Origin of the sequence: Paenibacillus piscarius (assembly GCF_022234545.1) — a bacterium.
In the GTDB taxonomy this organism is placed as follows: Bacteria; Bacillota; Bacilli; order Paenibacillales; family Paenibacillaceae; genus Paenibacillus_AQ; species Paenibacillus_AQ piscarius.
The window spans coordinates 85,719-105,429 of sequence record NZ_JAIEUI010000002.1; the positions used below are offsets into that span (position 1 = coordinate 85,719).

Annotated in this window: 18 protein-coding genes; 2 read left to right on the forward strand and 16 right to left on the reverse strand. The window is 56.5% G+C overall.

The window, feature by feature from the left end; translation table 11 throughout:
- Positions 1-18 precede the first annotated feature (18 nt).
- A complete protein-coding gene (locus K1558_RS04010) occupies positions 19-1,197 on the forward strand; it encodes a PstS family phosphate ABC transporter substrate-binding protein (protein WP_238650107.1) in 1,179 nt (392 codons plus the stop codon).
- 510 nt (positions 1,198-1,707) lie between these two features.
- On the opposite strand, the gene K1558_RS04015 is transcribed toward K1558_RS04010, so the two are convergent.
- The 5 genes from K1558_RS04015 to K1558_RS04035 all read right to left on the reverse strand — a co-directional run bounded on the left by K1558_RS04015 (position 1,708) and on the right by K1558_RS04035 (position 6,544).
- A complete protein-coding gene (locus K1558_RS04015; RefSeq protein ID WP_238650108.1) occupies positions 1,708-3,186 on the reverse strand; it encodes a carboxylesterase/lipase family protein in 1,479 nt (492 codons plus the stop codon).
- Between the two features lie 19 nt (positions 3,187-3,205).
- Positions 3,206-4,363 carry an AI-2E family transporter gene (locus K1558_RS04020; RefSeq protein WP_238650109.1) on the reverse strand — a complete coding sequence of 386 codons (1,158 nt, stop codon included), beginning with the start codon at positions 4,361-4,363 and terminating at the stop codon, positions 3,206-3,208.
- 114 nt (positions 4,364-4,477) lie between these two features.
- Positions 4,478-5,209, reverse strand: a complete 732-nt coding sequence (locus K1558_RS04025) for an SDR family NAD(P)-dependent oxidoreductase (protein WP_238650110.1) — start codon at positions 5,207-5,209, stop codon at positions 4,478-4,480.
- Between the two features lie 56 nt (positions 5,210-5,265).
- On the reverse strand, positions 5,266-6,075 hold the full coding sequence (locus tag K1558_RS04030) for a GNAT family N-acetyltransferase (RefSeq protein ID WP_238650111.1): 810 nt from the start codon (positions 6,073-6,075) through the stop codon (positions 5,266-5,268).
- A 109-nt stretch (positions 6,076-6,184) separates the two neighbouring features.
- Positions 6,185-6,544, reverse strand: coding sequence for a (2Fe-2S) ferredoxin domain-containing protein (locus K1558_RS04035; protein ID WP_238650112.1), 360 nt, complete (start codon positions 6,542-6,544; stop codon positions 6,185-6,187).
- Between the two features lie 162 nt (positions 6,545-6,706).
- Between K1558_RS04035 and K1558_RS04040 the strand changes: the two genes are divergently transcribed.
- Positions 6,707-6,946, forward strand: a complete 240-nt coding sequence (locus K1558_RS04040) for a YczF family membrane protein (RefSeq protein WP_238650113.1) — start codon at positions 6,707-6,709, stop codon at positions 6,944-6,946.
- Here the strand turns inward: K1558_RS04040 and K1558_RS04045 are convergent, their stop codons facing one another.
- The 11 genes from K1558_RS04045 to K1558_RS04095 all read right to left on the reverse strand — a co-directional run bounded on the left by K1558_RS04045 (position 6,947) and on the right by K1558_RS04095 (position 19,699).
- Positions 6,947-8,056 carry a GerAB/ArcD/ProY family transporter gene (locus K1558_RS04045; RefSeq protein ID WP_238650114.1) on the reverse strand — a complete coding sequence of 370 codons (1,110 nt, stop codon included), beginning with the start codon at positions 8,054-8,056 and terminating at the stop codon, positions 6,947-6,949. It abuts the gene before it with no gap.
- Positions 8,057-8,087: 31 nt separating this feature from the next.
- A complete protein-coding gene (locus K1558_RS04050) occupies positions 8,088-9,296 on the reverse strand; it encodes a Ger(x)C family spore germination protein (protein WP_238650115.1) in 1,209 nt (402 codons plus the stop codon).
- Positions 9,286-10,854, reverse strand: a complete 1,569-nt coding sequence (locus tag K1558_RS04055) for a spore germination protein (RefSeq protein WP_238650116.1) — start codon at positions 10,852-10,854, stop codon at positions 9,286-9,288. Before K1558_RS04055 ends, K1558_RS04050 begins: the two co-directional genes overlap by 11 nt.
- 202 nt (positions 10,855-11,056) lie before the next feature.
- Entirely contained in the window at positions 11,057-12,097 is a 1,041-nt protein-coding gene (locus K1558_RS04060) for an NAD(P)/FAD-dependent oxidoreductase (protein WP_238650117.1), read from the reverse strand.
- Positions 12,098-12,133: 36 nt separating this feature from the next.
- Positions 12,134-13,168 (reverse strand): FecCD family ABC transporter permease, encoded by a 1,035-nt coding sequence (locus tag K1558_RS04065; RefSeq protein ID WP_238650486.1) that lies wholly within the window; start codon positions 13,166-13,168, stop codon positions 12,134-12,136.
- Positions 13,169-13,170: 2 nt separating this feature from the next.
- Positions 13,171-14,229 carry a FecCD family ABC transporter permease gene (locus K1558_RS04070; protein WP_238650118.1) on the reverse strand — a complete coding sequence of 353 codons (1,059 nt, stop codon included), beginning with the start codon at positions 14,227-14,229 and terminating at the stop codon, positions 13,171-13,173.
- Positions 14,230-14,453: 224 nt separating this feature from the next.
- Positions 14,454-14,675 carry a hypothetical protein gene (locus tag K1558_RS04075; protein ID WP_238650119.1) on the reverse strand — a complete coding sequence of 74 codons (222 nt, stop codon included), beginning with the start codon at positions 14,673-14,675 and terminating at the stop codon, positions 14,454-14,456.
- A gap of 72 nt (positions 14,676-14,747) precedes the next feature.
- Complete coding sequence (locus K1558_RS04080) at positions 14,748-16,442, reverse strand: oleate hydratase (protein WP_238650120.1); 1,695 nt, start codon at positions 16,440-16,442, stop codon at positions 14,748-14,750.
- A 130-nt stretch (positions 16,443-16,572) separates the two neighbouring features.
- Entirely contained in the window at positions 16,573-17,181 is a 609-nt protein-coding gene (locus K1558_RS04085) for a TetR/AcrR family transcriptional regulator C-terminal domain-containing protein (RefSeq protein ID WP_238650121.1), read from the reverse strand.
- 84 nt (positions 17,182-17,265) lie between these two features.
- Complete coding sequence (locus K1558_RS04090) at positions 17,266-18,006, reverse strand: metallophosphoesterase family protein (RefSeq protein WP_238650122.1); 741 nt, start codon at positions 18,004-18,006, stop codon at positions 17,266-17,268.
- 109 nt (positions 18,007-18,115) lie between these two features.
- Entirely contained in the window at positions 18,116-19,699 is a 1,584-nt protein-coding gene (locus tag K1558_RS04095) for a sigma-70 family RNA polymerase sigma factor (protein WP_238650123.1), read from the reverse strand.
- Positions 19,700-19,711: the final 12 nt, after the last annotated feature.

Genomic DNA, 19,711 nt, shown 5'->3' on the forward strand with positions numbered 1-19,711 from the left:
ATAAATTTGGAGGTCCATTTGAAGAGAACTTTTTTACAGAATCTGCTGTTGTCCATTCTTGCCGTTGCAGGCATAGCGGCTGCCGCCTTCATCGCTTATTTCATTACCGCATTTACCGGAGGAATGCTGTTCTATGGTCCGCTTGTCCTGGTAATTGCTGCGGGCCTGGCCCTGCTCTCCGTCATCTCGATCTTCGGCCTGTTCAGCGGACGGGTGCGCAGAATCATGTTGTCAAGCTTCGCCGGTCTCTGTCTGCTGGCAGCCGCAGGTTATGAGATCAGACAGGCTTATATCAACAGCTTGGCTCAGGTTAACGAGCAGGAGGTCAATCTGACTCAATATGCCCCTTTTGCGGCAGATACCAAGGCGGCTGATCTGGGACACAAGGCCTCCTATCAGCTCACGGAGAACCTGCTGCGATTGGATGGGGCAACGGCGCTGTACCCGCTATACTCGGCCTTTGCCCAGGCGGTCTATCCGCAGGATGACTATCTTCCCTACGTCCAGAAGGAAGGGACCGACTTCGTGGTATGTACCAGCACCTCTGAGGCCTATAAACGGCTTATCACAGGAGAAGCCGATATCATCTTCGCTGCGGCGCCTTCGATGGCCCAGACGAAGCAGGCGAAGCGCGCAGGTGTAGAGCTGAAGCTCACGCCGATCGGACGCGAAGCCTTCGTCTTCTTCGTCAACAAGCGCAATCCGGTCAGCAGCCTGACTACAGAGCAGATTAAGGATATCTATTCCGGCAGCTTGACCAACTGGTCGGAGGTTGGCGGCAAGAAGGCGCCGATCCGGGCTTTTCAGCGGTCCGAGGACAGCGGCAGCCAGACCCGGCTGCAGAAAATTATGGAGGACCGCCAGCTCATGGCCCCGCCGAAGGAGAATGTTGCAGATGTAATGAGCGGCATTATCAGTCTCACCGCCAGCTACCGCAATTATAATAATGCGCTGGGCTTCAGCTTCCTGTTCTATGCGTCACAGATGAACGCCAGTGATGAGATCAAGCTGCTGGCCATCGACGGGGTACCGCCCTCCAAGGAGAGCATCCGCAGCGGGAACTATCCGTTCACAACCGAATTCTACGCTGTAACCGCAGGCAGCACCAATCCGAATGTCGAGCCGTTCCTGGACTGGATTTTGTCTCCCGAGGGGCAAGAGCTGGTCGAGAAGACCGGGTACACTCCGGTGAAATAAGCAGAGGCAGCAGCGTCCTTTACTGAAGAAGGAGGCTGCTGCCTCATCGCTTTCTGGCGGCATACATTTCAGCCCGCACAATGGCGCGCTGGCCCTTTGTGATCGGTTTTTCGATTACATTTGGTCCACACGCCACAGCCGCGTCTAATGTGGTCGATTTTTCGATTACATTTCGACCGCACGCTCCCGCTACGCCTAATGTAATCGGTTTTTCGATTACATTTCGACCACACGCCTCAGCCACGGCCATTGTAATCGGTTTTTCGATTACATTCGGCCAACACGCCCCGAGCCTGCCCATTGTAATCGGGGAATTCTGGTGTTTAGAGTAAGTTAGCGCTGGAGTTGTTGCATTTCGTGCAGGATTTCAACATAGGCCGCTTCGGTTTTTCGATTACATTCCGCCGCCTACCCACGCCGCCACCCAGTGTATTCGGTTTCCCACTTACGTTCCGCCCGCACACAAATGCAGCCCTCCCGGAGGTCTTCTCCGGCGAGGGCTGCTATTATTTATCCCGCATAATGCTCAAAGATCCGCCCGCGCTTCGCCCCGTCCGGGTCCTCCACCACACGGGTGGTCCGGTCGAACACCATGGTAGCCCGTTTCTCCCGGGTGTACTGCGGCCAGGCCAGCTCCGGGAGCGCCGGATCGCCCTGATGGGCGAAGGCGGTCCACGTTCTCTGCATCGCTTCAGCCACCCGGATCATGTCCGGCGTCACGCTCAGGCCATACTGCTTCAGCAGCGGCAGATTGTTGAATACATACAGAATCTCCGCACCGTGAATCGCCTTCTCCAGCAGCGGATGGCCGGGAACTGTCCAGTCGAACCGGTACATCCAGACAGGCGCGTGCTCACACTGCTTCTCGGCGAAGGCGATGGAGCTGGCCCAGAAGAACAAGTCCGTCAGCACCTCCGCCTGTCCTTCCCAAGAGCGGGTATAATCCGCAGTCAGTGCGGAGAGGTCGTCCACCCCCATCAGCTGCTCCAGCGCTTTGAGCGATTCCTCGAAATTATCGGCCCTCTGCCCCTCCCGGAAGAACAGATTGCCTTCATGCAGATTCGTTCCGATCAGCAGCGGAATCCCGCTGGCCGCCCCGCCGGCTATGGCCTGTGCCGGCTCCAGCGGCAGGGTGGACGGCTCCACCACCGGCTGGAAGTACATGCTCATGGAGTCGCCCGACAGCTTATACGCCATCCGGCCCGCCGCCTGCATGATGCGGTCCGCCGGCAGCGTGTGCAGCAGCCCGGTATCGCCGCCGGGCTGAAGGCCAAGCTCTGCCAGGAAGGCGGCGGCAATCTGCTCGCCCTGCTGTGCGCTCAGCGTCTGCGCCGCACCGCTCTCCATAATGGCCCGGGCGAAGAGTCCCTTCGCCGCGGGCATCACCAGCAGTGCGGCAATGCTCATGCTCCCGGCCGACTCGCCGAACACCGTGACCCGCGCCGGATCGCCACCGAAGGCAGCGATGTTCTGCTGCACCCATTCCAGGGCAGCAATCTGATCCAGCAGGCCCAGATTGCTGCCCAGTCCCCCGCCCAGCGGCGACAGATGCAGGAAGCCGAGCGGTCCGAGCCGGTAATTCACCGTGACGACCACGACATCCCCGGCTTCCGCCATCCGGGTGCCGTCGAACATCGGCTGGCTGCCTGCCCCGGTCACGAAGGTACCGCCGTGAATCCATACCATGACCGGCAGCGCAGCCGAAGGTGAAGCTGCCGGAGACCAGACATTCAGATACAGGCAGTCTTCATCATAGACCGGACTGGTGCCTCCGAAGCGCGTACTGCTGGTGCTCACCGGCTGCAGGCTGACCGGCCCGAAGCCTAACGCCTCCCGCACCCCGCTCCAGGACTGCGGCGGCACCGGCGCGCGGAAGCGCAGCTCTCCTACTGGAGGGCTGGCGAACGGAATGCCGCGCCAGACCTTCACCCCGCTTCCCTGTTCCCCTTTCAGCTGCCCATAAGCTGTATCCACCAGTAGTCCTGTCATTGCACTCATCCTTTTCACTTTATTCCTCAGTCTTCTCTTCAATCACCTTGTAGAGCCCGGAGCGGAAGCGGAACCACTGGAAGATGTGGGTCACTACCACCTTCAGCACGGCATATCCCGGAACCGCAAGGATGATTCCGAGCACACCGAACATTTTCCCGGCAAATATAATGACAAATATAATCGTAATCGGGTGAATCTTCAGCGACTTGCCCATGATCTGCGGCGAAATGAACTTCCCTTCGATCAGTTGGACCGCCGTCCAGACAATGATCATCTTCAGCAGCATGAACGGCGAGGTGACCAGCGCCACAATCAGCGCAGGCGTAATCGCTATCGCCGGACCCAGATAAGGGACCACGGCGGTACATGCGGCAACAATGGCCAGGACCAGGGAGTATTCCAGCCCGATAATCAGGTAACCGATATAGAGCAATGCGCCGATACAGCAGCTGACGATGATCTGTCCACGGATGTATGAAGCCACCTGGCTGTTCATTTCCTGCATGACCATACGGGTCTGCGGCCGCAGCGCCGTAGGGATGAATCTCATGAGATAATCGGGCAGCCGCTTGCCGTCGCGCAGCAGATAGAACAGAATGAACGGTGTAGTGACCAGTGCCAGCACAATCTCCGTCAGGGTTCCCACGAAGTTCCCCACGCCCGTAGCTGCATTATTCAGGAAGGCGGTGGCCCAGGTCGTCACTTTGCTGGTGATGTCACTCAGATCGGTGCCGATGCTGGCCTGAAGCTTGCTGAACAGCTCGCCCCCGGTGAGCTGGAAGAATTCATCTTGAATCTGCTTGCTGTACTTGGGAAAATTATCGATCAGCCCCATTAGCTGGGTGCGGATGAGCGGGATCACGGTCAGCAGAATCAGCGTAATAATGCCGATAATGATCAGGTACAGAATAACAATCCCGTAAGCCCGCTTCACCCGGCTGCGCTTCTCCAGCCGGTCCACCAGCGGGTTGAGCAGATAATAAGCAATGCCTGAGAGCAGTAGCGGCGCGGCCACCGTATGAAGCAGTACAGACAACGGCTTGAATATAAACGGAATTTTGGAGAATACCAGAATGGTCAGCCCGATCAGCAGGACGATTAACAGCCACACCACAAATTTGTTGTTCAGAAAAAATTTCTTGAATTTATCCGGCCATACCTGACGTCTATCCATAGACTGCCGCCCCCCTGCTGCAACTTGTTCGATTCGTAGTGTGATTATTTGCACTATCTATTAAGCATAGTAACCCGGTGGCTGCAAGTCAAATCACATCCTGTGTGCACCGGTTCAGCGCAAATAACAGCCGTTGTTGATATCAAAGGTTGCTCCGGTGTAAGCCCTTGATTGACCGCTCAGCAGAAAAGCTACAGTATTTGCAATATCCTCCGCCAGCAGCGGCTCCGGCGTTAACTGATGCTCCAGATATTCCTGCTGTCTCCAGGCGGGGATATGCGCCATCATCGGGGTGGACGTCATCGTCGGAGCGACGGCATTGACCCGGACATAGGGTGCAAAGTTCATGGCGCAGCTCTTGGTTAGTCCCAGAACCGCAGCTTTGCTTAACCCGTACACCGCATCGGAGCTGCCTTCCTGGCCGGAGACGGAGGACATGTTGACGATCACCCCCTGGCGCTTCTGCGCCAGCAGCATTCGCCCGAACCCCTGCGAGAGGTAGACATAGCCCTTGATATTAATATCAAGAACCTTGTCAATCTCTTCCGGCGTATAATCCAGCAGATTGCGGCCCAGGTAGATTCCCGCATTGTTAACCAGCCCGCCCGTATCCGCATGTTCTTGTGCTATGTATGCGAAGAACGCTTCTACTTCGCTGTATTGGCTGACGTCCACCTTGCAGGTGAAGAGCCTTGCGGAATCCGCCTCAGCCTTCAGTGCCTCCAGGCGCTGTGCATCCAGATCGCAGCCGATTACCTCTGCACCCTCCTGCAGGCCAAGCTTCACTATGGCCTTGCCGATGCCTGAAGCGGCACCGGTCACTATGAATTTCTTACCTTGCAGCATCCTCTGACTCCCCCTCTGAAATAGTAGCAGCTCCAGCAGCATATCTAACGATCTGCTTAATCAAAGCGCAAATCCGCAACGCTCCCCGTCCGTTTGAAGCCAACTGCCTGATAGACCTTATTGGAATCCGGGTTCGCGGCGTCGGCATAGAGCATTGGAGTAATGCCCTTATCCAGCAGCTGCGAGCACAGCTCAGCCACCGCCGCGCTAGCATACCCCCGTTTGCGGAATTCACGGGGAGTGAATACCTCATTCATCCGCATATGCCGCCGGGACTGGTGGGCCAGATTGGCCATTGAGACAGGCTGCCCCTGATCCATCCAAAGATAGAGCCTGCCTGACTCTATACACGCTTCCGAATTCCCGGTGAATTCCTCCGGCGCCCGCCGGATACCAAATGCATCCTCCGCGAATCCGGCCAAATACCCGGCAACCAGGGGGATATCCCCCGCTTCCGCCTGCACCAGACTTCCGCTGACACCATGCGGCATCTGCACCTGCGGGCAGTGATAGGCCTCCATTCTCATCCCCACACGATAGGACTTTCCGGTAAGCTTGCCATACGCCTCGGCGAACAGTCTCCCCGTTTCCGGCGTTCCGGTAACCCCCGGCAATCCGCGGTCCACCAGCATTTCCGCCAGCTCTCCGACAAGGGAACGGCGCCTCTCTTCAGCCAGCTCCGGTGATAACCATAACCATGAGTTACGCCCGGCGGTATGGGCGAAGATCAGGTCATCCTCCTCCGTCTTCAGCCGCATGGATTCCTGATCCCCCGCGATCAGATGAATCAGATTATATTCCACCTCTTCTTCTGTGAACGGCTTGCTGTGCAGCACATCATCCTCCGGCCCGAAACTTACAAACATTCCTTTTCCCCCTCTCCAGGTTTTCTATCTATTGTAAGGCCCCCTTTGGCAAAAATAAACAGCCCGCCGGCGGATTTACGCCGTCAGCAGGCTGTGCAGTGCTTACACATCACTTCTTCTTCTTGCCTTTGGCACCCTTCGGGATTGCCGCCTGGAGGCCGTCATCATAGGTGTAGAGCAGATGCTCCTCCAGCTGCTCTCCCTTCAGCACCTTGCGCACCAGGCTTTTGGCTGTTTTGGGCGTCATATCCCTATACCATACGCCTTCCGGATAACAGATCACTACACAGGCATCCGAGCATCTTCCGTTGCAGCGGGTCACAGTTGTATGAATCAGGCTGTCCGCTCCCTGCTTCTCAATCTCTGCCTCTATAGCTTCCGCTACCTCTTCCCCCTTATGCTTCTTGCAGTCGCTTCCGTTACAGATCAGCAGATGGCTGACTGTTCCTTGCAGATTCCACGTCGTCATGGCCTTCCCGCCCCTTTCCTTACAACAATACCCTGCTTGTCAACCCTGCTAAACAGAGCGGGTGGCCTTCGTGTGTTAACTCCGCCTCCCATTGGAGATAATATCTGTAGCCCGCCGGCCGGCACCGGCAAATCCGCAGCGGTGCAAGAAGGAGTAAGCCCTATGAAGATAATCGGCATCTATGCCCTGTTCGCTGTGATGACTCTAAGTCTGATCATTATTATTGATGTTATCGCCGGAATCAGCCTTCCCTCTTCCATCCATTCCCTGTCCACGCTCTTTGCGACGACGACCCTGCAGGAATCGATATGCATCACCATCTTCCTGCTTGTTCCGTTCATTCAGGTGTTCATTCATGCTGCGAGCCGCAAGCCAGGCGGCCGTAACCGGAAACGGGCGTAGTCAGCCTTCCCTCCGGTACAGGCCGAATTTGCGGCGGATGACATGGATCACCAGCAGCAGAATCGGAATCACCGCACAGAACACCGGCAGAATCGTCTCCAGAAAAGCCTTCCCGTCCTTCATATGCTCCGAGTAATTCTGCGCGCTGACGAAGGAGCTGAACAGCATAATAACCCCTGCCGGATTAACCAGCTTGCGCGAATCCCGGATATGGAACAGATCGGCGGCTACGGCCACAGCAGCATAACAGTAAACGGTCAGCTTGAAGAATACCCCGATAATCAGCGTAAGCATGACCAACGCGTCCAGACGCTGGATGAAGTTAGCAATATTCACCATTGTAATGGTGGTAAACATCGGAAAGGTGACCCGCCCATACAGATTTTCTCCCAGAACAGCCATCTCAATGGCATGGGTGAAGCTGAGCAGACAGGCGCTGAGGATGATTGCCGTGACTCCGGCTTTTCTCACCTTACGCGGCTGGTTAAATTGCGGAAGGATGGTCGTGAAGCACATCAGCTCACCGTAGGGGAAGATCCAGATGTTAGGATAAGCCGATTTCAGAGCCTCCTTGTAATCGCTCATATGAAGCGGAAACAGATTTCTGTATTCCACCAGGCCAGCAGCAATAACGGCAATGATACATATACAGCCCATAATTATGGTAATCCAAAAGAAAATTTCCGCTGTTCTGGCGAACACCTCAATCCCCTTGTTCAGAATATACATTACAGCCACAATCATAATGGAGTTAATGATCAGGATCGGAGTCTTGTCATAGGATGCCGTAATCAGCAGATCGCCTGCCTCCCGCAGATTTCTGGAGCCGTTATACAGCAGCACCGGGAGAAACAGCAGACCCAGCGGCCAGCCCAGCCACTTGCCCAGAATCTTACGCGCATAGCCGCTGATGATCTGATCCGGGAACTGGAGATAGAGCTGGGCGAACACCAGATAGAGCAGGATTCCGCCGGGAAGCGCAAACAGAACAGACAGCCAGACCGCATGTCCGCTCTCCAGGCCGATCGGGACCAGCACCGCTGTTCCCAGCTCGAACAGAACGAACATGGACAGCAGCTGGCTCGGGCTGAACGCTTCTTTTTTCAACATAGAATTCACCTTATTTCTGCATCTAAGCCGATTATTTACCTTCAGGGATATACGGTTTCAGGCTCATGCCTGTGCTGCGGATGTAGGCCTCCACACGAAGCTCCAGCCGCCCCCGCGCGAAGATCTGTCCCCAGTCCCCGTCAAACTGTGCCCAGGCCTGTGGATTCTTCCGCTTGAGTTCATTGCCGAAATTGAAAACATCGCTCTGCAGCTCCTGCCCTCTCCGGAAAGCCTGCTTCACTTCCTCCCCCGTCCGCATCGCCAGCTCCTTCTCCAGCTTGACGATCTCCTCCCGCTGGCTGAGGTCCACGAAGCTGTCGGTTTCATTGACGCTGCCCTCTTCGGCAATCGTCACGTGAAAGACCGGAATTCCGTCCTCCACCGTTGTCTTTACCGTGGTTCTGGAATAGAGGATGTTGACGGCGATCGAATCTTTTCGGTTCGGGGCATCGATATTAATTACAGTCTCCTCCATCTTATCCAGCAGCCACTCCGTTCCGCGCGCTTCCGAATCCTTCATCCAATACAGCAGCTTACCCTGACGGAAGACTCCCAGCCCGTTCATAATCGTCTTGGTCGGGGTCTCCGACTGCTCCAGATTGCTGCTCTTCATGCCCTCTTCCACATTGCCTTTGATCTTCACCGCGTTGATCGTCACGTCCCCTTCCCCTGTGATTCCGTTAATGACATCGAAGACGCTGATCGTCCGGTTCTCCCCCCATACCCTCGAGGTATTCTGCGTCTTTTTGACCAAGCCCAGGGATGGAATACTCTCCACTGCTGTAAGCAGCCTCAGGACGGATGCCGCGTCACTCCCGCGGGCGACCAGGATGGCCGAGTTCAGCCTCAGCTCATGGGAGCGCTCGAAGATATCGAAGACATCGTTAATTCCGCTCCGTGCCAGACTCTCCCCCAGAACAATAAGCTGAGTATGGGCGAAGAAAAGCTGACGCGTCACATTCTTGGATGCCCGCCGCAAAGCGCCAAACATGGTTTTGTCTGTTGCTGATACGACGACAACGGCAGGCTTCCCGCTGCCCGGGGATGTGCTGGTCGACGTCGAAGAGGGATTCACCAGCTGGAACGTCACCTTGTATTCATCCGTCTCAGGCAACAGATCGATGCCGATTCCGCTCACAATCGCCAGCTCATTCAGCTCACGGCTGTTCCAGCAGCCGCCGAGCAGTGTCCCCAGGAGCGGGATCAACGTCAATATGAGCAGCAGCCGCTTAACGTTCATCGGATTGCCTCTTGGAGGTTCCCTTAGAGGAGGCTGCAGAGCTGCCGCCATTCCTGCGCAGGCGCGGTCTAAGCTTCATGAAGCTCATGGGAGAACGGATGAAGGTGTCCCTCAGGTTCTCAGGAACGAACGGCCCCATCGGGGTCATGTAGGGTACACCGAGGGAGCGCAGGCTGCACAGATGGGCAACGAGGATGATGGTAACAATCGCGATGCCGTACAGCCCCATGAACGCGGCCACTCCCATAATGACGAACCGCAGCATCCGGATGGATAAAGCCATATTGAATGCAGGGGTGGCGAAGCTGGAGATCCCGGTCAGCGAGACCACTATGACCATCGCGGGAGAGACGATTCCCGCCTGTACCGCCGCAGTCCCGAGCACCAGACCTCCGATAATGGATACGGTCTGGCCGATCGGCGAGGGCATACGGACCCCCGCTTCGCGGATGATCTCGAACGTCACCTCCATCAGGACCGCTTCGACAAATGCAGGAAACGGCACCCCTTCCCGCTGGGAGGCCAGATTAATCAGCAGCGGTGTGGGAATCATCTCCTGATGGAAATTAAGGGCGGCGACGAAGATGGCAGGGCCGTACAATGAAATGATAAGGCACACGAACCGCAGCAGACGGATCAGCGAGGAGATATCATAGCGCTGATAGTAATCCTCAACCGTATGAAAGAACATAAAGAATGTAGTCGGGGCAATCAGCACGAACGGCGTCCCGTCCACGAAAATGGCAATCCGTCCGTCGAGCAGATTAGCCGCCACGCTGTCAGGGCGTTCTGTATTAAACAGTGTAGGGAACGGGGAATACTTATTGTCTTCAACGATCTGCTCAATGTAGCCCGATTCCAGAATGGAATCGACCTTAATGCTATGAAGCTTGTCTTTGAAGACCTGAATGGTATGTTCGTCTGCAACACCGCGCATGTACATGAGCGTAACATCGGTGTGCGTGAGATCTCCCAGCTTCATGGTTTCAGTCCACAGATCGGGGTTCTTGATGATCTTGCGGACCAGGGCGATATTCGTGCTGAGGGTCTCCGTGAAGCTCTCCTTCGAGCCGCGGATGGCGACCTGGGTTCCCGCCTCGGTAACCGCTCTGGCCTCTCCTCCGCTGGTGCTGCCGCTGACGCCTTTCTCCTGGCCGTCCACCAGCATAATGGTGTCGCCCGACAGCAGAGCTTCCAGCAGACCGTTGATATCGCTGACCAGCTTCTCCTTGCCGATGCTCAGGGCATGCTCTTTGATATAGGTATAGACCTCCTGCGGAGTTCCGGCCAGGAGCTCGCCGTCATGCCCCGTCTGAAAGGACATCACATGGCTGATGAAGTGCTCTACCATGTCTTTGTCGGTAATCCCCGACATATAGATCGCCGCGACCCGCCCGTTTCTATGAATTAACTCATAGGTGCGAATGACCAGATCCGGGCTATTCCCCAGTCTGGCTTGAATCTGGCGGATATTCTCATCGAGTTTCCTGGAGACCGGCGTAGCAGACGCAGGCGTAGCAGGCGGTTTAGCCTTATTAGACTTATTAGTCTTATCCATATCAGCACCTCCTGACTGTTACTATTTGCCCGGCCCCCTGATTTTATGCAGCATCTGGCAGCTTGACCCTGCCGTATGCACCCGGCAGGCAGGCTCTGAGGGACTCTTCCGCTTTGGCGCCTTAACGGCAAACAAGCTGCCCCCGCACGGAAAATCCGTGGGGTGCAGCTTATAGGAGGTTGATATGGTTGATATGAACGGATTAGTGGTCGTCAGTGACGCCCAGCGCCTTGTTCTTCTCCTTGAAGCGTTCATTATGCGATGAGACGTAAGCGACCTTCTCTGCCTGCGGGTCAATATAGAGCTTCGCGCTGTTAAGCGCCAGCACCGCATCGGTGAAGGTTCCGGCAATCAGCCGGACCTTGCTCTCATAATCCACGAAATCACCGGCAGCGAACACGCCCGGCAGATTTGTCTCCAGCCTGCCGCTGACATTCGCGCACCATTCACCCATATCCAGGCCCCAGTCCTTAAGCGGGCCGAAATCACTCTTGAGCCCGTGGTTCACGATGACGGCATCCACCTCAAACTTCTCCTGCTCGCCGGACTCCACATGGCTGATGGTCACCTGGTCGATCATTTCGCCGTTGCTGCTGTGCAGCTGGCTAACCGCATAAGGTGTACGCACCTCAACCGAGGATTCCTTCATACGGACAATGTTCTTCTCATGCCCGCCGAACTGATCCCGGCGGTGTACAACGGTGACGCTTGAGGCAATCCCTTCCAGCTCATTCGCCCAGTCCACGGCTGAATTGCCGCCGCCCGAGATCAGGACCCGCTTGCCCCGGAAGGGCTCCAGCTCCTGCACGGTATAGTGCAGATTCGTCACCTCATAGCGGTCAGCACCCTCAATCTCCAGCTTCGCCATCTGCAGAATACCGTAGCCGATCGTCAGAATAATGGTCCGGGTCCAGTGCTGCTCTCCGGTTGAAGAGGTCAGAATATACGTCCCGTCCTCCTGCCGGGCCTGATGAATAATCTGCTGCCCGAAGACAATTGTAGGATCGAACGTCCGCGCCTGCTCGGCCAGCTGGTCGATTAACTGGCGGCAGAGGATCGGGGTGACACCGCCGACATCCCAGATCATTTTCTCCGGGTAGATCAGCATTCTTCCGCCCAGCTCCTCCTTCGCTTCGATCAGCTTCGTCTTCAGATCCCGCATTCCGCTGTAAAAGGCTGTATACATCCCTGCGGGACCCCCGCCAATAATTGTGACATCGTATAATTCCAGTGAGTCGTTCATTATTATCCCTCCAAGGTCTGGTTGTATTTGAAGTGTTTAGGATTTGGCACGGGCCAGCAGATACAGGAAGTATGGAGCACCGATCACCGCCACTACAATACCGGTCGGAATCTCCGACGGCTGCAGAATCCAGCGGCCGATCGTGTCCGCTGCAATGACGAGCAGCGAACCCAGCAGCGCGGAGGCCGGAAGCATCAGCTGATGCTTCGGCCCGACCAGACGTCTGGCCAGATGCGGGCCGACCAGCCCGACGAAGCCGATGCCGCCGCTGACTGCCACACTCGAGGCGGCAAGCCCGACTGCCGCTGCCAGCAGCCTGTACTGCTCCCGCTTCACATCTGCGCCGAGCCCGGTTGCCGTCTGCTCTCCCAGATGAAGCACATTCATCACCCTTGCCTTATAGAAGACGTAAGGCAGGAGAATGACCACCCAGGGAAGCAGAGTCAGTACGAACTTCCAGCTTGTGCCCCAGATGCTGCCTGCGAGCCAGGTAGCGACGAACTGGTATTTCTCCGGGTCGAGGCGCAGGGTCAGCACAATCATCGCTGCGCTCATTCCTGCCGCGACCGCGACACCGGTCAGCAGCAGACGAATCGGGGCAATCCCCTCATGCCGTTTGTAGGCCAGGCTGTAGATTAACGCAGCCGTCCCTGCCGCCCCGGCAAAAGCTATGACAGGCAGCAGATAGACCGGAGCGGCTGAGGTCGTCGGATAGAACGAGACCATCAGCATCACCATCAGCCCGGCTCCGGCATTAATGCCGAGAATACCCGGGTCAGCCAGATCATTGCGGAACACCCCCTGCATCACTGCGCCGGACACAGCCAGCGCTGCACCAATCAGAAGCGAGATGACAATCCGCGGAAGCCGGAACTGGAATAGAATCAGCTCCTGCTTATCCGTTCCCCAGCCAAGGAGCGTATGAAGCAGCTCCAGCGGGGTCAGCCTTATGTACCCTGTATTCATACTTATAATGAACATAACCACGATCAGAACGGCCAATATACTTATCACGGTCAGCCCCTTGCGGAGTCTGGCCTCTTCAGAGGACAGGTTCTTCACACTCTGCATCTTCACAGCTCCCTCCTTTCTTTGCGGGCCAGATACAGGAAGAACGGCACTCCGATCAGCGCAATAACCGCACCTACCGGTGTCTCATGCGGCGGATTAACCATCCGGGCCGTCAGATCAGCCGCGACCACCAGCAGCGCACCCAGCACCGCCGAGCAGGGAATAATCCACCGGTAATCTACCCCTACGAGGTAACGCGTCAGATGAGGAATAATGAGGCCGACGAATCCCACGGCTCCAACGACGGCAACGGAGGCTCCGGCCAGAATCAGGACCATCAGCGTTCCCGCCAGCTTCACCAGCCCCGTGCGTTGCCCCAGCCCTCTGGCGACATCTTCCCCGAGACTGAGCATCGTAATCGACCGGGAGAGAGCCACCGCCCCCAGGATAGTGGCAATGATCCAAGGAGACATCACCTGCAGCTGGACCCATTTCGTTCCGGCCAGACCGCCGGCATACCAGAAGGCCAGGTCTTGTCCAATCCGGAAATAGAGCGCAATGCCTTCACTCATCGCCGTAAGCAGTGCACTGAGGGCCGCGCCGGCCAATACCAGACGCGCCGGGGTCAGCCCTCCTTTGGCCATGGAGCCTATCCCGTAGACGATTCCTGCTCCGGCCCCTGCCCCGAGGAAGGAATAGAGAATCAGATACATGAACGGTACTGCCGGAAAAAAAGCAAAGCAGACCGCCAGCGCAAAGCCGGCTCCCGCATTAATACCCATAAGTCCCGAATCCGCCAACGGATTGCGGGTCATCCCCTGCATAAGCGCCCCTGCTACAGCGAAGCTGGCGCCGACCATCATTCCGCCCAGCACCCGGGGCAGCCTGAGCTCCCGGATAATCTGATGATCAGTGATATCCGGATTGAAATGAAAAATTGCTGTCCATACCACCGAAAGCTTAATATCCGCTGCCCCAAACGAGACGGAGACGGCGAGCCCCAACGCCAGCGCAATCAATCCGCCGATCAGGATCAAGGTTGCCGCCAAAGGGCGGGACCGCAGCTTCAGCGGCTCCGGCTTCCGGTCAACCCCGCTCCCGGACACTGCCTGTTGATTCATGAATGTCACCTGTTTCTTATGAAATTGATTCTCATTATCATTATAATATTGTAAAGGACACCTCCTGGTTTGGCAATGGACAAAAAATAAAGACAGCCCATCCTTCAGGATTCATCCCCGAAAGGATGAGCCTGAAGCATGAGCTGACCTTGTGCAGCTGCTAACGGTAGGACCTGGATTCACGCAGCAAACTGCCTAATTCGTATGCGGATCTATCGCTGCTGTTACCTCGTGTAATCCTCGTATTCCTCTCTCCGGTTCACCTTAGCATACATGTACTCGTCACTCTTCAGCCTGTAGAGCTGGCCCATTGCACCGAATACAATCAGCAGCACTACAATCAGTGCATAGGCATAGGTGAACTGGTTGAAATAGAAGCAGAGGACAATGGCGGCAATCGTCAAGAGCAGCAGTCCTAGTGCGATCCGGCTAAATATTTTCTTCATCAGGGTACCTCCGCAGAATAGTTTTGTTAAATGTAGCATATTCTGCGGGCGAATCATGTCGAAACCTGGCGGTTAGATCAACTTGGAGATGACCGTTCCCGCCAGGAGCTCGCCGAGCGTCTTGTCCGGCGGCAGCGGCTTGTTGCCGAGACAGGTGCGGACGGCCGTCAGCAGAACCCGGACATCGTATTTACTGGGATGAACGGGGATCACTTCCTTTTCCAGCTGCAACAGCTTATACACCGCCATCATCGCGGAACGGATCGAATACTCCACCGTGAAGACGCAGTCGTCCGGGACTTCGGCGAACTGGCCGAGGAAGGCCAGATTCACGCTGCCCTTGGGCACAACCTGCGGGCGGTCGCCGGCAACACGCGGCATGAATTGTGCAGTAATATAAGGCATCATGCAGGGGATGACGTTCACAGTATGCTCCAGAATCTCGGGAATACGGTCCGCGAGGCCCATATGGTAGCACAGTTCCTCCAGGAGCTCTCGTCCGGTGCAGTCGCTCATTTTTTTATGAATATAGTCGCCTGCTGCATCCGGGAACAGCCCATATGCCCAGAGGACCTTCACGTTCTCCGGCTGGTTAATGAAATGCGGCTGCTTCGGCGCGGTCCAGGACATCATCCAGCTTGAATCCTTAATCGTGACCACACCGCCCATCCCGGGAGCATCACCGGTCAGCTCCAGCAGATGGGGGAAGACAATCTCGTCATCGGTCAACGTAATCGTGAAGGACAGCCACTTCGACTTATCAATATCGCCGCAGAACACCTCAGGCCGGCCGAAATCCGGGGACTTCACGGCAAGCTTCTCCCACAGGCTCCAGCAGCCGCGCTCCGTCACAGAGCGGTTCAGCACAGCCGCATGATCGAGATCCCCAAGAGTTGAATTCTCCGTCATCGAGCCGTTCGTGACCATGACCAGATCCCCGCGTCCAACGGCGATGCGCTTAGGCGTACCGTTCACCAGCAGCTCTATCGCAGTGACCGCCTGCTCGCCTCCGGCCAGCTCCAGTGTGAGATCCGTGACCTGATGGCTTTTGTCAAAATGGACGCCCTCCCCCTCCAGCCACTTCATCAGCGGCAGAATCAGCGAGTCGAACTGGTTGTATTCGGTATGCAGAATGCCCTTCAGCTGGTTCATCCCCGAGATCAGATGCATGAACCGCTCCATATAACGCTTCACCTCAACGACGCTGTGCCAATTCTCGAAAGCGAACATCGAACGCCAGAAGTACCAGAAGTTCGTCTCCAGAAAGCTGGGGTCAAAAAACTGTTCAATCGTCACCGCTCCCAGTCTCTCTTCGGTAGCCAGCGCCAGCTTGCCAAGCTGCAGGGAATGTGCGGTAGTGAGGCCAAGCGTGGAAAAGTCGGCGGGGGTCCCTTGCTTCTCCACCAGACGGCAATGAGATTCGATCGGTTCGGCCAGATTCAGCTCGCGGAATTCATCCAGCACCGTGCGGTCCGGGTTGGTCAGCGATGGAATGAAGCCGAACAGCTCCATGAAGCACTCGAAATGCTCCTCAATCTCGCGTCCGCCGCGGGCGCTGTAGCCGTCCTTGGCATTGCCCGCCCCGTCCATCGAACCGCCGTATACCGCCGACTGCTCCAGAATATGAATATTCCGGCCGGGCATATGCCCGTCACGGATCAGGAATGCCGCCGCCGACAAGGAGCCGATCCCGCCTCCAACCAGATATGCCTTACGCGAAGCGATGCCTTCCTGTACCCGTGGATGAATTCGCTGATATGTACCCATGTGTCCTCTTCCTTCCTTGATCAGGAGATAAGTGCCTGCTAACAGCTCTCACTATATCCGCCGTGAGCCATGAATACGATGGACACCTTGATGCTTCTGTACAGGGATTACACATCCCGGGCGGATTGTGTCATTGCTCAGCCGGAACGGAGGCAGACCAGTAATGCGCAAGCCCCCGGGCGATGCTGCCGTCCATAATCCGCGCCACTTTGTCGACAATTCCTGCGGGATCAGAGCTGGCCCCGGCTCTAAGCCAATGAATCATCTGTTCGAGAATCGCCAGCGTATAGAAATCGGCAAAATCCAGCCGCGCCTGCCTTCTCACCTGCTCTGTAATAAGCGCTCGGCCCGTCTCATCCCGCTCGTCCAGCTCCTCCACCACCCGGATCATTACGCGATAGATGACCCCGTAGAGGAACGTCTCCAGATGCTCGCGCCCCAGCGAATGGAAGGTATTCAGGCACATGGTTTTGTTATTCACTGTATAGCGCAGCACACTTAGGAATCCCTGCTTCCAGCCGGCAGTACAGCAGTACTGGTCCAGTCCTTCGATAACCTCTAATTGGTAGATCCAGCCCAGCAGCTCATAGATATCCTGAAAATGATTATAAAAGGTATGCCGGGTCACCCCGCAATCTGCGGTCAGCTGCTGGATCGTGATTTTGTTGAGGGGGGTGGTGAGCATCAGCTTTTTGAGGGACCGGGCTAAAGCATGCTTGGTTAAAAGTGAACTCGACATCGCTTCCTCCTGAACTCTTGGATATGATATCCCAATTATAACCAATCAGAATCTGGATTTCACCCGTCTGCTCTGCCGCTGCCGCTACTCCCGTTCACCCAGCCGCACCGCATAGGTCTTATATCCTGCATCGCTGATCTCCAGGCAGTTCAGCTGTTCCCCGTATACACAGCCGCCGTCGATGCCGATTTTGTCGCCCAGCGGACTGAACCACACGCCTGCCCCGTCCTGCAGATCTACCGTAGAGGTATGGCCGAATACGACTGTCTTCTTGGTTGAAGTTACAGGATGATTGTAGAATGGCTCGCGAATCCAGATAAAATCATACTCCCGCTGGCTCCGCCAATCGTCCAGAGCAGGATCAATTCCCGCATGGACGAACAGATGGGTCTCCGTCTCATAATAGAAGGGCAGCGAGCCCAGGAAATCCAGATGCTCCTTATACTCTGAACGCATGAACCGCTTCATTTCCATGTAGTCCTTCCAGCCTGAATCCGGGTGCAGCAGGACCGAGTCCCGGCCACCGCAATAGCTCAGCAGGGTATGGAATCCCCCGTTCGTAATCCAGTGGGTATCCCGCTTATCATCCTCTCCCGCCAGCGCATCGCAGGCCATCTGATCATGATTGCCCCGCAGCACAATCACCCCCTCATCTTCGGCAAACCGCTTCACCTCCTCTACGACCGCTCTGCTGTCCGGCCCTCTGTCCACATAATCACCCAGCAGAATCAGCTGATCCCTGGAGGGGTTATAGTCAGCGCGGCGGAGCAGCAGGTTGAATTCTTCTATACAGCCGTGGATGTCACTGATCACTAATGTTCTCATGCCGCTCTCCTCCTTTGTTCACATGAAACTATACTATCACAAGACTGGCAGCAAAAAGAGGTCCGCCTGCTAAGCAATCAGCTTAACGGGCGAACCCCCGGATTACATTCTATTCTGCTCGTGCCGGTACCGGCCGCCTCGCAGCGCGATCCCAGCGCCAGGGAACGTCATGGCCCTGCAGATGCAGGCCGCCGTACCATTCATCAATCCCTTGTCTCTGCACACGGTCCGCGTTGCCAGCCAGCACCTGCTCTCCCAGCGCAGTCAGCTTGACGCTGCGGTTCAGAAAGTCCGGGACTTGGCGGTAATCTGTGACCTCTGCCACACCGTCAATGCGGAGCAGCGGATTCCCGCCAGCCGTCAGGGAGCGCAGGATCTTCCAGTATTCCGTGTCCCCCATACCCAGCCGGTGCAGCTCATCCACCACCTGCCTGAACAGCTTCAGCGGCGTATCCGTTCCGCTAGCCACAGCTTCAAGGGTGGTCTGTTCGGTGATCCCGAGGCCGTTCTCAACCGAAGGCAGCCGGGACAGATGGGCCTGGAAGGCATCGTTGGCAAAAGCAAGCGCAGAACCGGCCAATTCTGCCTTGTGCTGCTCCAGGTAACCGGCCAGCGTGCGCGGGTCTGAAGCGGCATATGCCTGCCAAAGTCCGCTGCCGAGCTGAAGCTCCCCGCGCCCGATATTCTGCCAGGTTCCGCGCAGAGTGCCAAGCTGGTCAGGCGTCAGCTGCCCCAGGCCATGGAACGGTTCAATCCCGGGGAATTCGCCGATGCAGAGCAGGCTCAGCTTTGTGTTGCCCAGCTTCTGCCCATTGAACCGGTGCAGCAGATAAGCCAGCATACTCTGGTCGAACAGATCATGCTCGAACCACAGCACCACCTCATCATACTCGCGGAATCCGCCGAGCCTCCGCTCCTGCTCCCCGCAGCCTGCAATATATTCAGCCGCAGGAATGCCCATCGTCGATTGCAGAACCTCAGCCCGCAGCTGCCGGTTCTCCGTTGCTGATGGATCAAGAAAGATCGGCCCGGCCGTATAGATCTCGCGCCAGACGAGCACCTCTCCCTGGACAATGCCCTGCTTCAGCTTGTCGCCTACGGAATCACCATTCACAATATGCAGCATTCGCGCTCCCCCTTCATGTACCAGATGAAATGCGGCAGCCAGATCGGCAACAGGTAAAGCGCCCTTCAGCTTGCGTCTGCCGTCGTACAGCCTTTTTTTGAGCGCAGCGGTTGAAGTACCCAGATACCCGGCAATCTCCTGGACGGAGTATCCATAGAAATAGAACAATTGAAGCGGAATTCGCAGCTTGGGCGGCAATTCTGCCACGCAGCGGTGCAGCACTCCCGTCCACTCGCGGCGTTCCGCCACTTCCTGAGCGCCGGGCCCAGTCCCGGCCACATGTACCGCCGCCTCCAGAGGCAGGCTTGTCGCTGTCTTACGCCGGAGCAGCCGGTGGCATTGTCTGACCACGATCGTCTTGAACCAGCCCGGGAACGCCGCCGGCTCCTGGAGACTGCCCAGGTGCATATAAGCTTCAAGGTATGCCTCCTGCACGGCATCCTCTGCAAGCTGAACATCGCCCAGCCGGTCATAAGCTACGACATAAGCCATCCCCCGCACATGCTCCGTCAGTTGCCGGAAGGCTTCTGCATCACCCTGCTGCGCTTCTCTAATCCACTGGAGCATATCCCTCACGCA

Excerpts from the sequence above, each read along its gene's own strand:
- K1558_RS04015 (WP_238650108.1), bottom strand. The coding sequence starts at position 3,186 with ATGACAGGACTACTGGTGGATACAGCTTATGGGCAGCTGAAAGGGGAA.
- K1558_RS04020 (WP_238650109.1), bottom strand. The coding sequence starts at position 4,363 with ATGGATAGACGTCAGGTATGGCCGGATAAATTCAAGAAATTTTTTCTG.
- K1558_RS04025 (WP_238650110.1), bottom strand. The coding sequence starts at position 5,209 with ATGCTGCAAGGTAAGAAATTCATAGTGACCGGTGCCGCTTCAGGCATC.
- K1558_RS04030 (WP_238650111.1), bottom strand. The coding sequence starts at position 6,075 with ATGTTTGTAAGTTTCGGGCCGGAGGATGATGTGCTGCACAGCAAGCCG.
- K1558_RS04035 (WP_238650112.1), bottom strand. The coding sequence starts at position 6,544 with ATGACGACGTGGAATCTGCAAGGAACAGTCAGCCATCTGCTGATCTGT.
- K1558_RS04040 (WP_238650113.1), top strand. The coding sequence starts at position 6,707 with ATGAAGATAATCGGCATCTATGCCCTGTTCGCTGTGATGACTCTAAGT.
- K1558_RS04045 (WP_238650114.1), bottom strand. The coding sequence starts at position 8,056 with ATGTTGAAAAAAGAAGCGTTCAGCCCGAGCCAGCTGCTGTCCATGTTC.
- K1558_RS04050 (WP_238650115.1), bottom strand. The coding sequence starts at position 9,296 with ATGAACGTTAAGCGGCTGCTGCTCATATTGACGTTGATCCCGCTCCTG.
- K1558_RS04055 (WP_238650116.1), bottom strand. The coding sequence starts at position 10,854 with ATGGATAAGACTAATAAGTCTAATAAGGCTAAACCGCCTGCTACGCCT.
- K1558_RS04060 (WP_238650117.1), bottom strand. The coding sequence starts at position 12,097 with ATGAACGACTCACTGGAATTATACGATGTCACAATTATTGGCGGGGGT.
- K1558_RS04065 (WP_238650486.1), bottom strand. The coding sequence starts at position 13,168 with ATGCAGAGTGTGAAGAACCTGTCCTCTGAAGAGGCCAGACTCCGCAAG.
- K1558_RS04070 (WP_238650118.1), bottom strand. The coding sequence starts at position 14,229 with ATGAATCAACAGGCAGTGTCCGGGAGCGGGGTTGACCGGAAGCCGGAG.
- K1558_RS04075 (WP_238650119.1), bottom strand. The coding sequence starts at position 14,675 with ATGAAGAAAATATTTAGCCGGATCGCACTAGGACTGCTGCTCTTGACG.
- K1558_RS04080 (WP_238650120.1), bottom strand. The coding sequence starts at position 16,442 with ATGGGTACATATCAGCGAATTCATCCACGGGTACAGGAAGGCATCGCT.
- K1558_RS04085 (WP_238650121.1), bottom strand. The coding sequence starts at position 17,181 with ATGTCGAGTTCACTTTTAACCAAGCATGCTTTAGCCCGGTCCCTCAAA.
- K1558_RS04090 (WP_238650122.1), bottom strand. The coding sequence starts at position 18,006 with ATGAGAACATTAGTGATCAGTGACATCCACGGCTGTATAGAAGAATTC.
- K1558_RS04095 (WP_238650123.1), bottom strand. The coding sequence starts at position 19,699 with ATGCTCCAGTGGATTAGAGAAGCGCAGCAGGGTGATGCAGAAGCCTTC.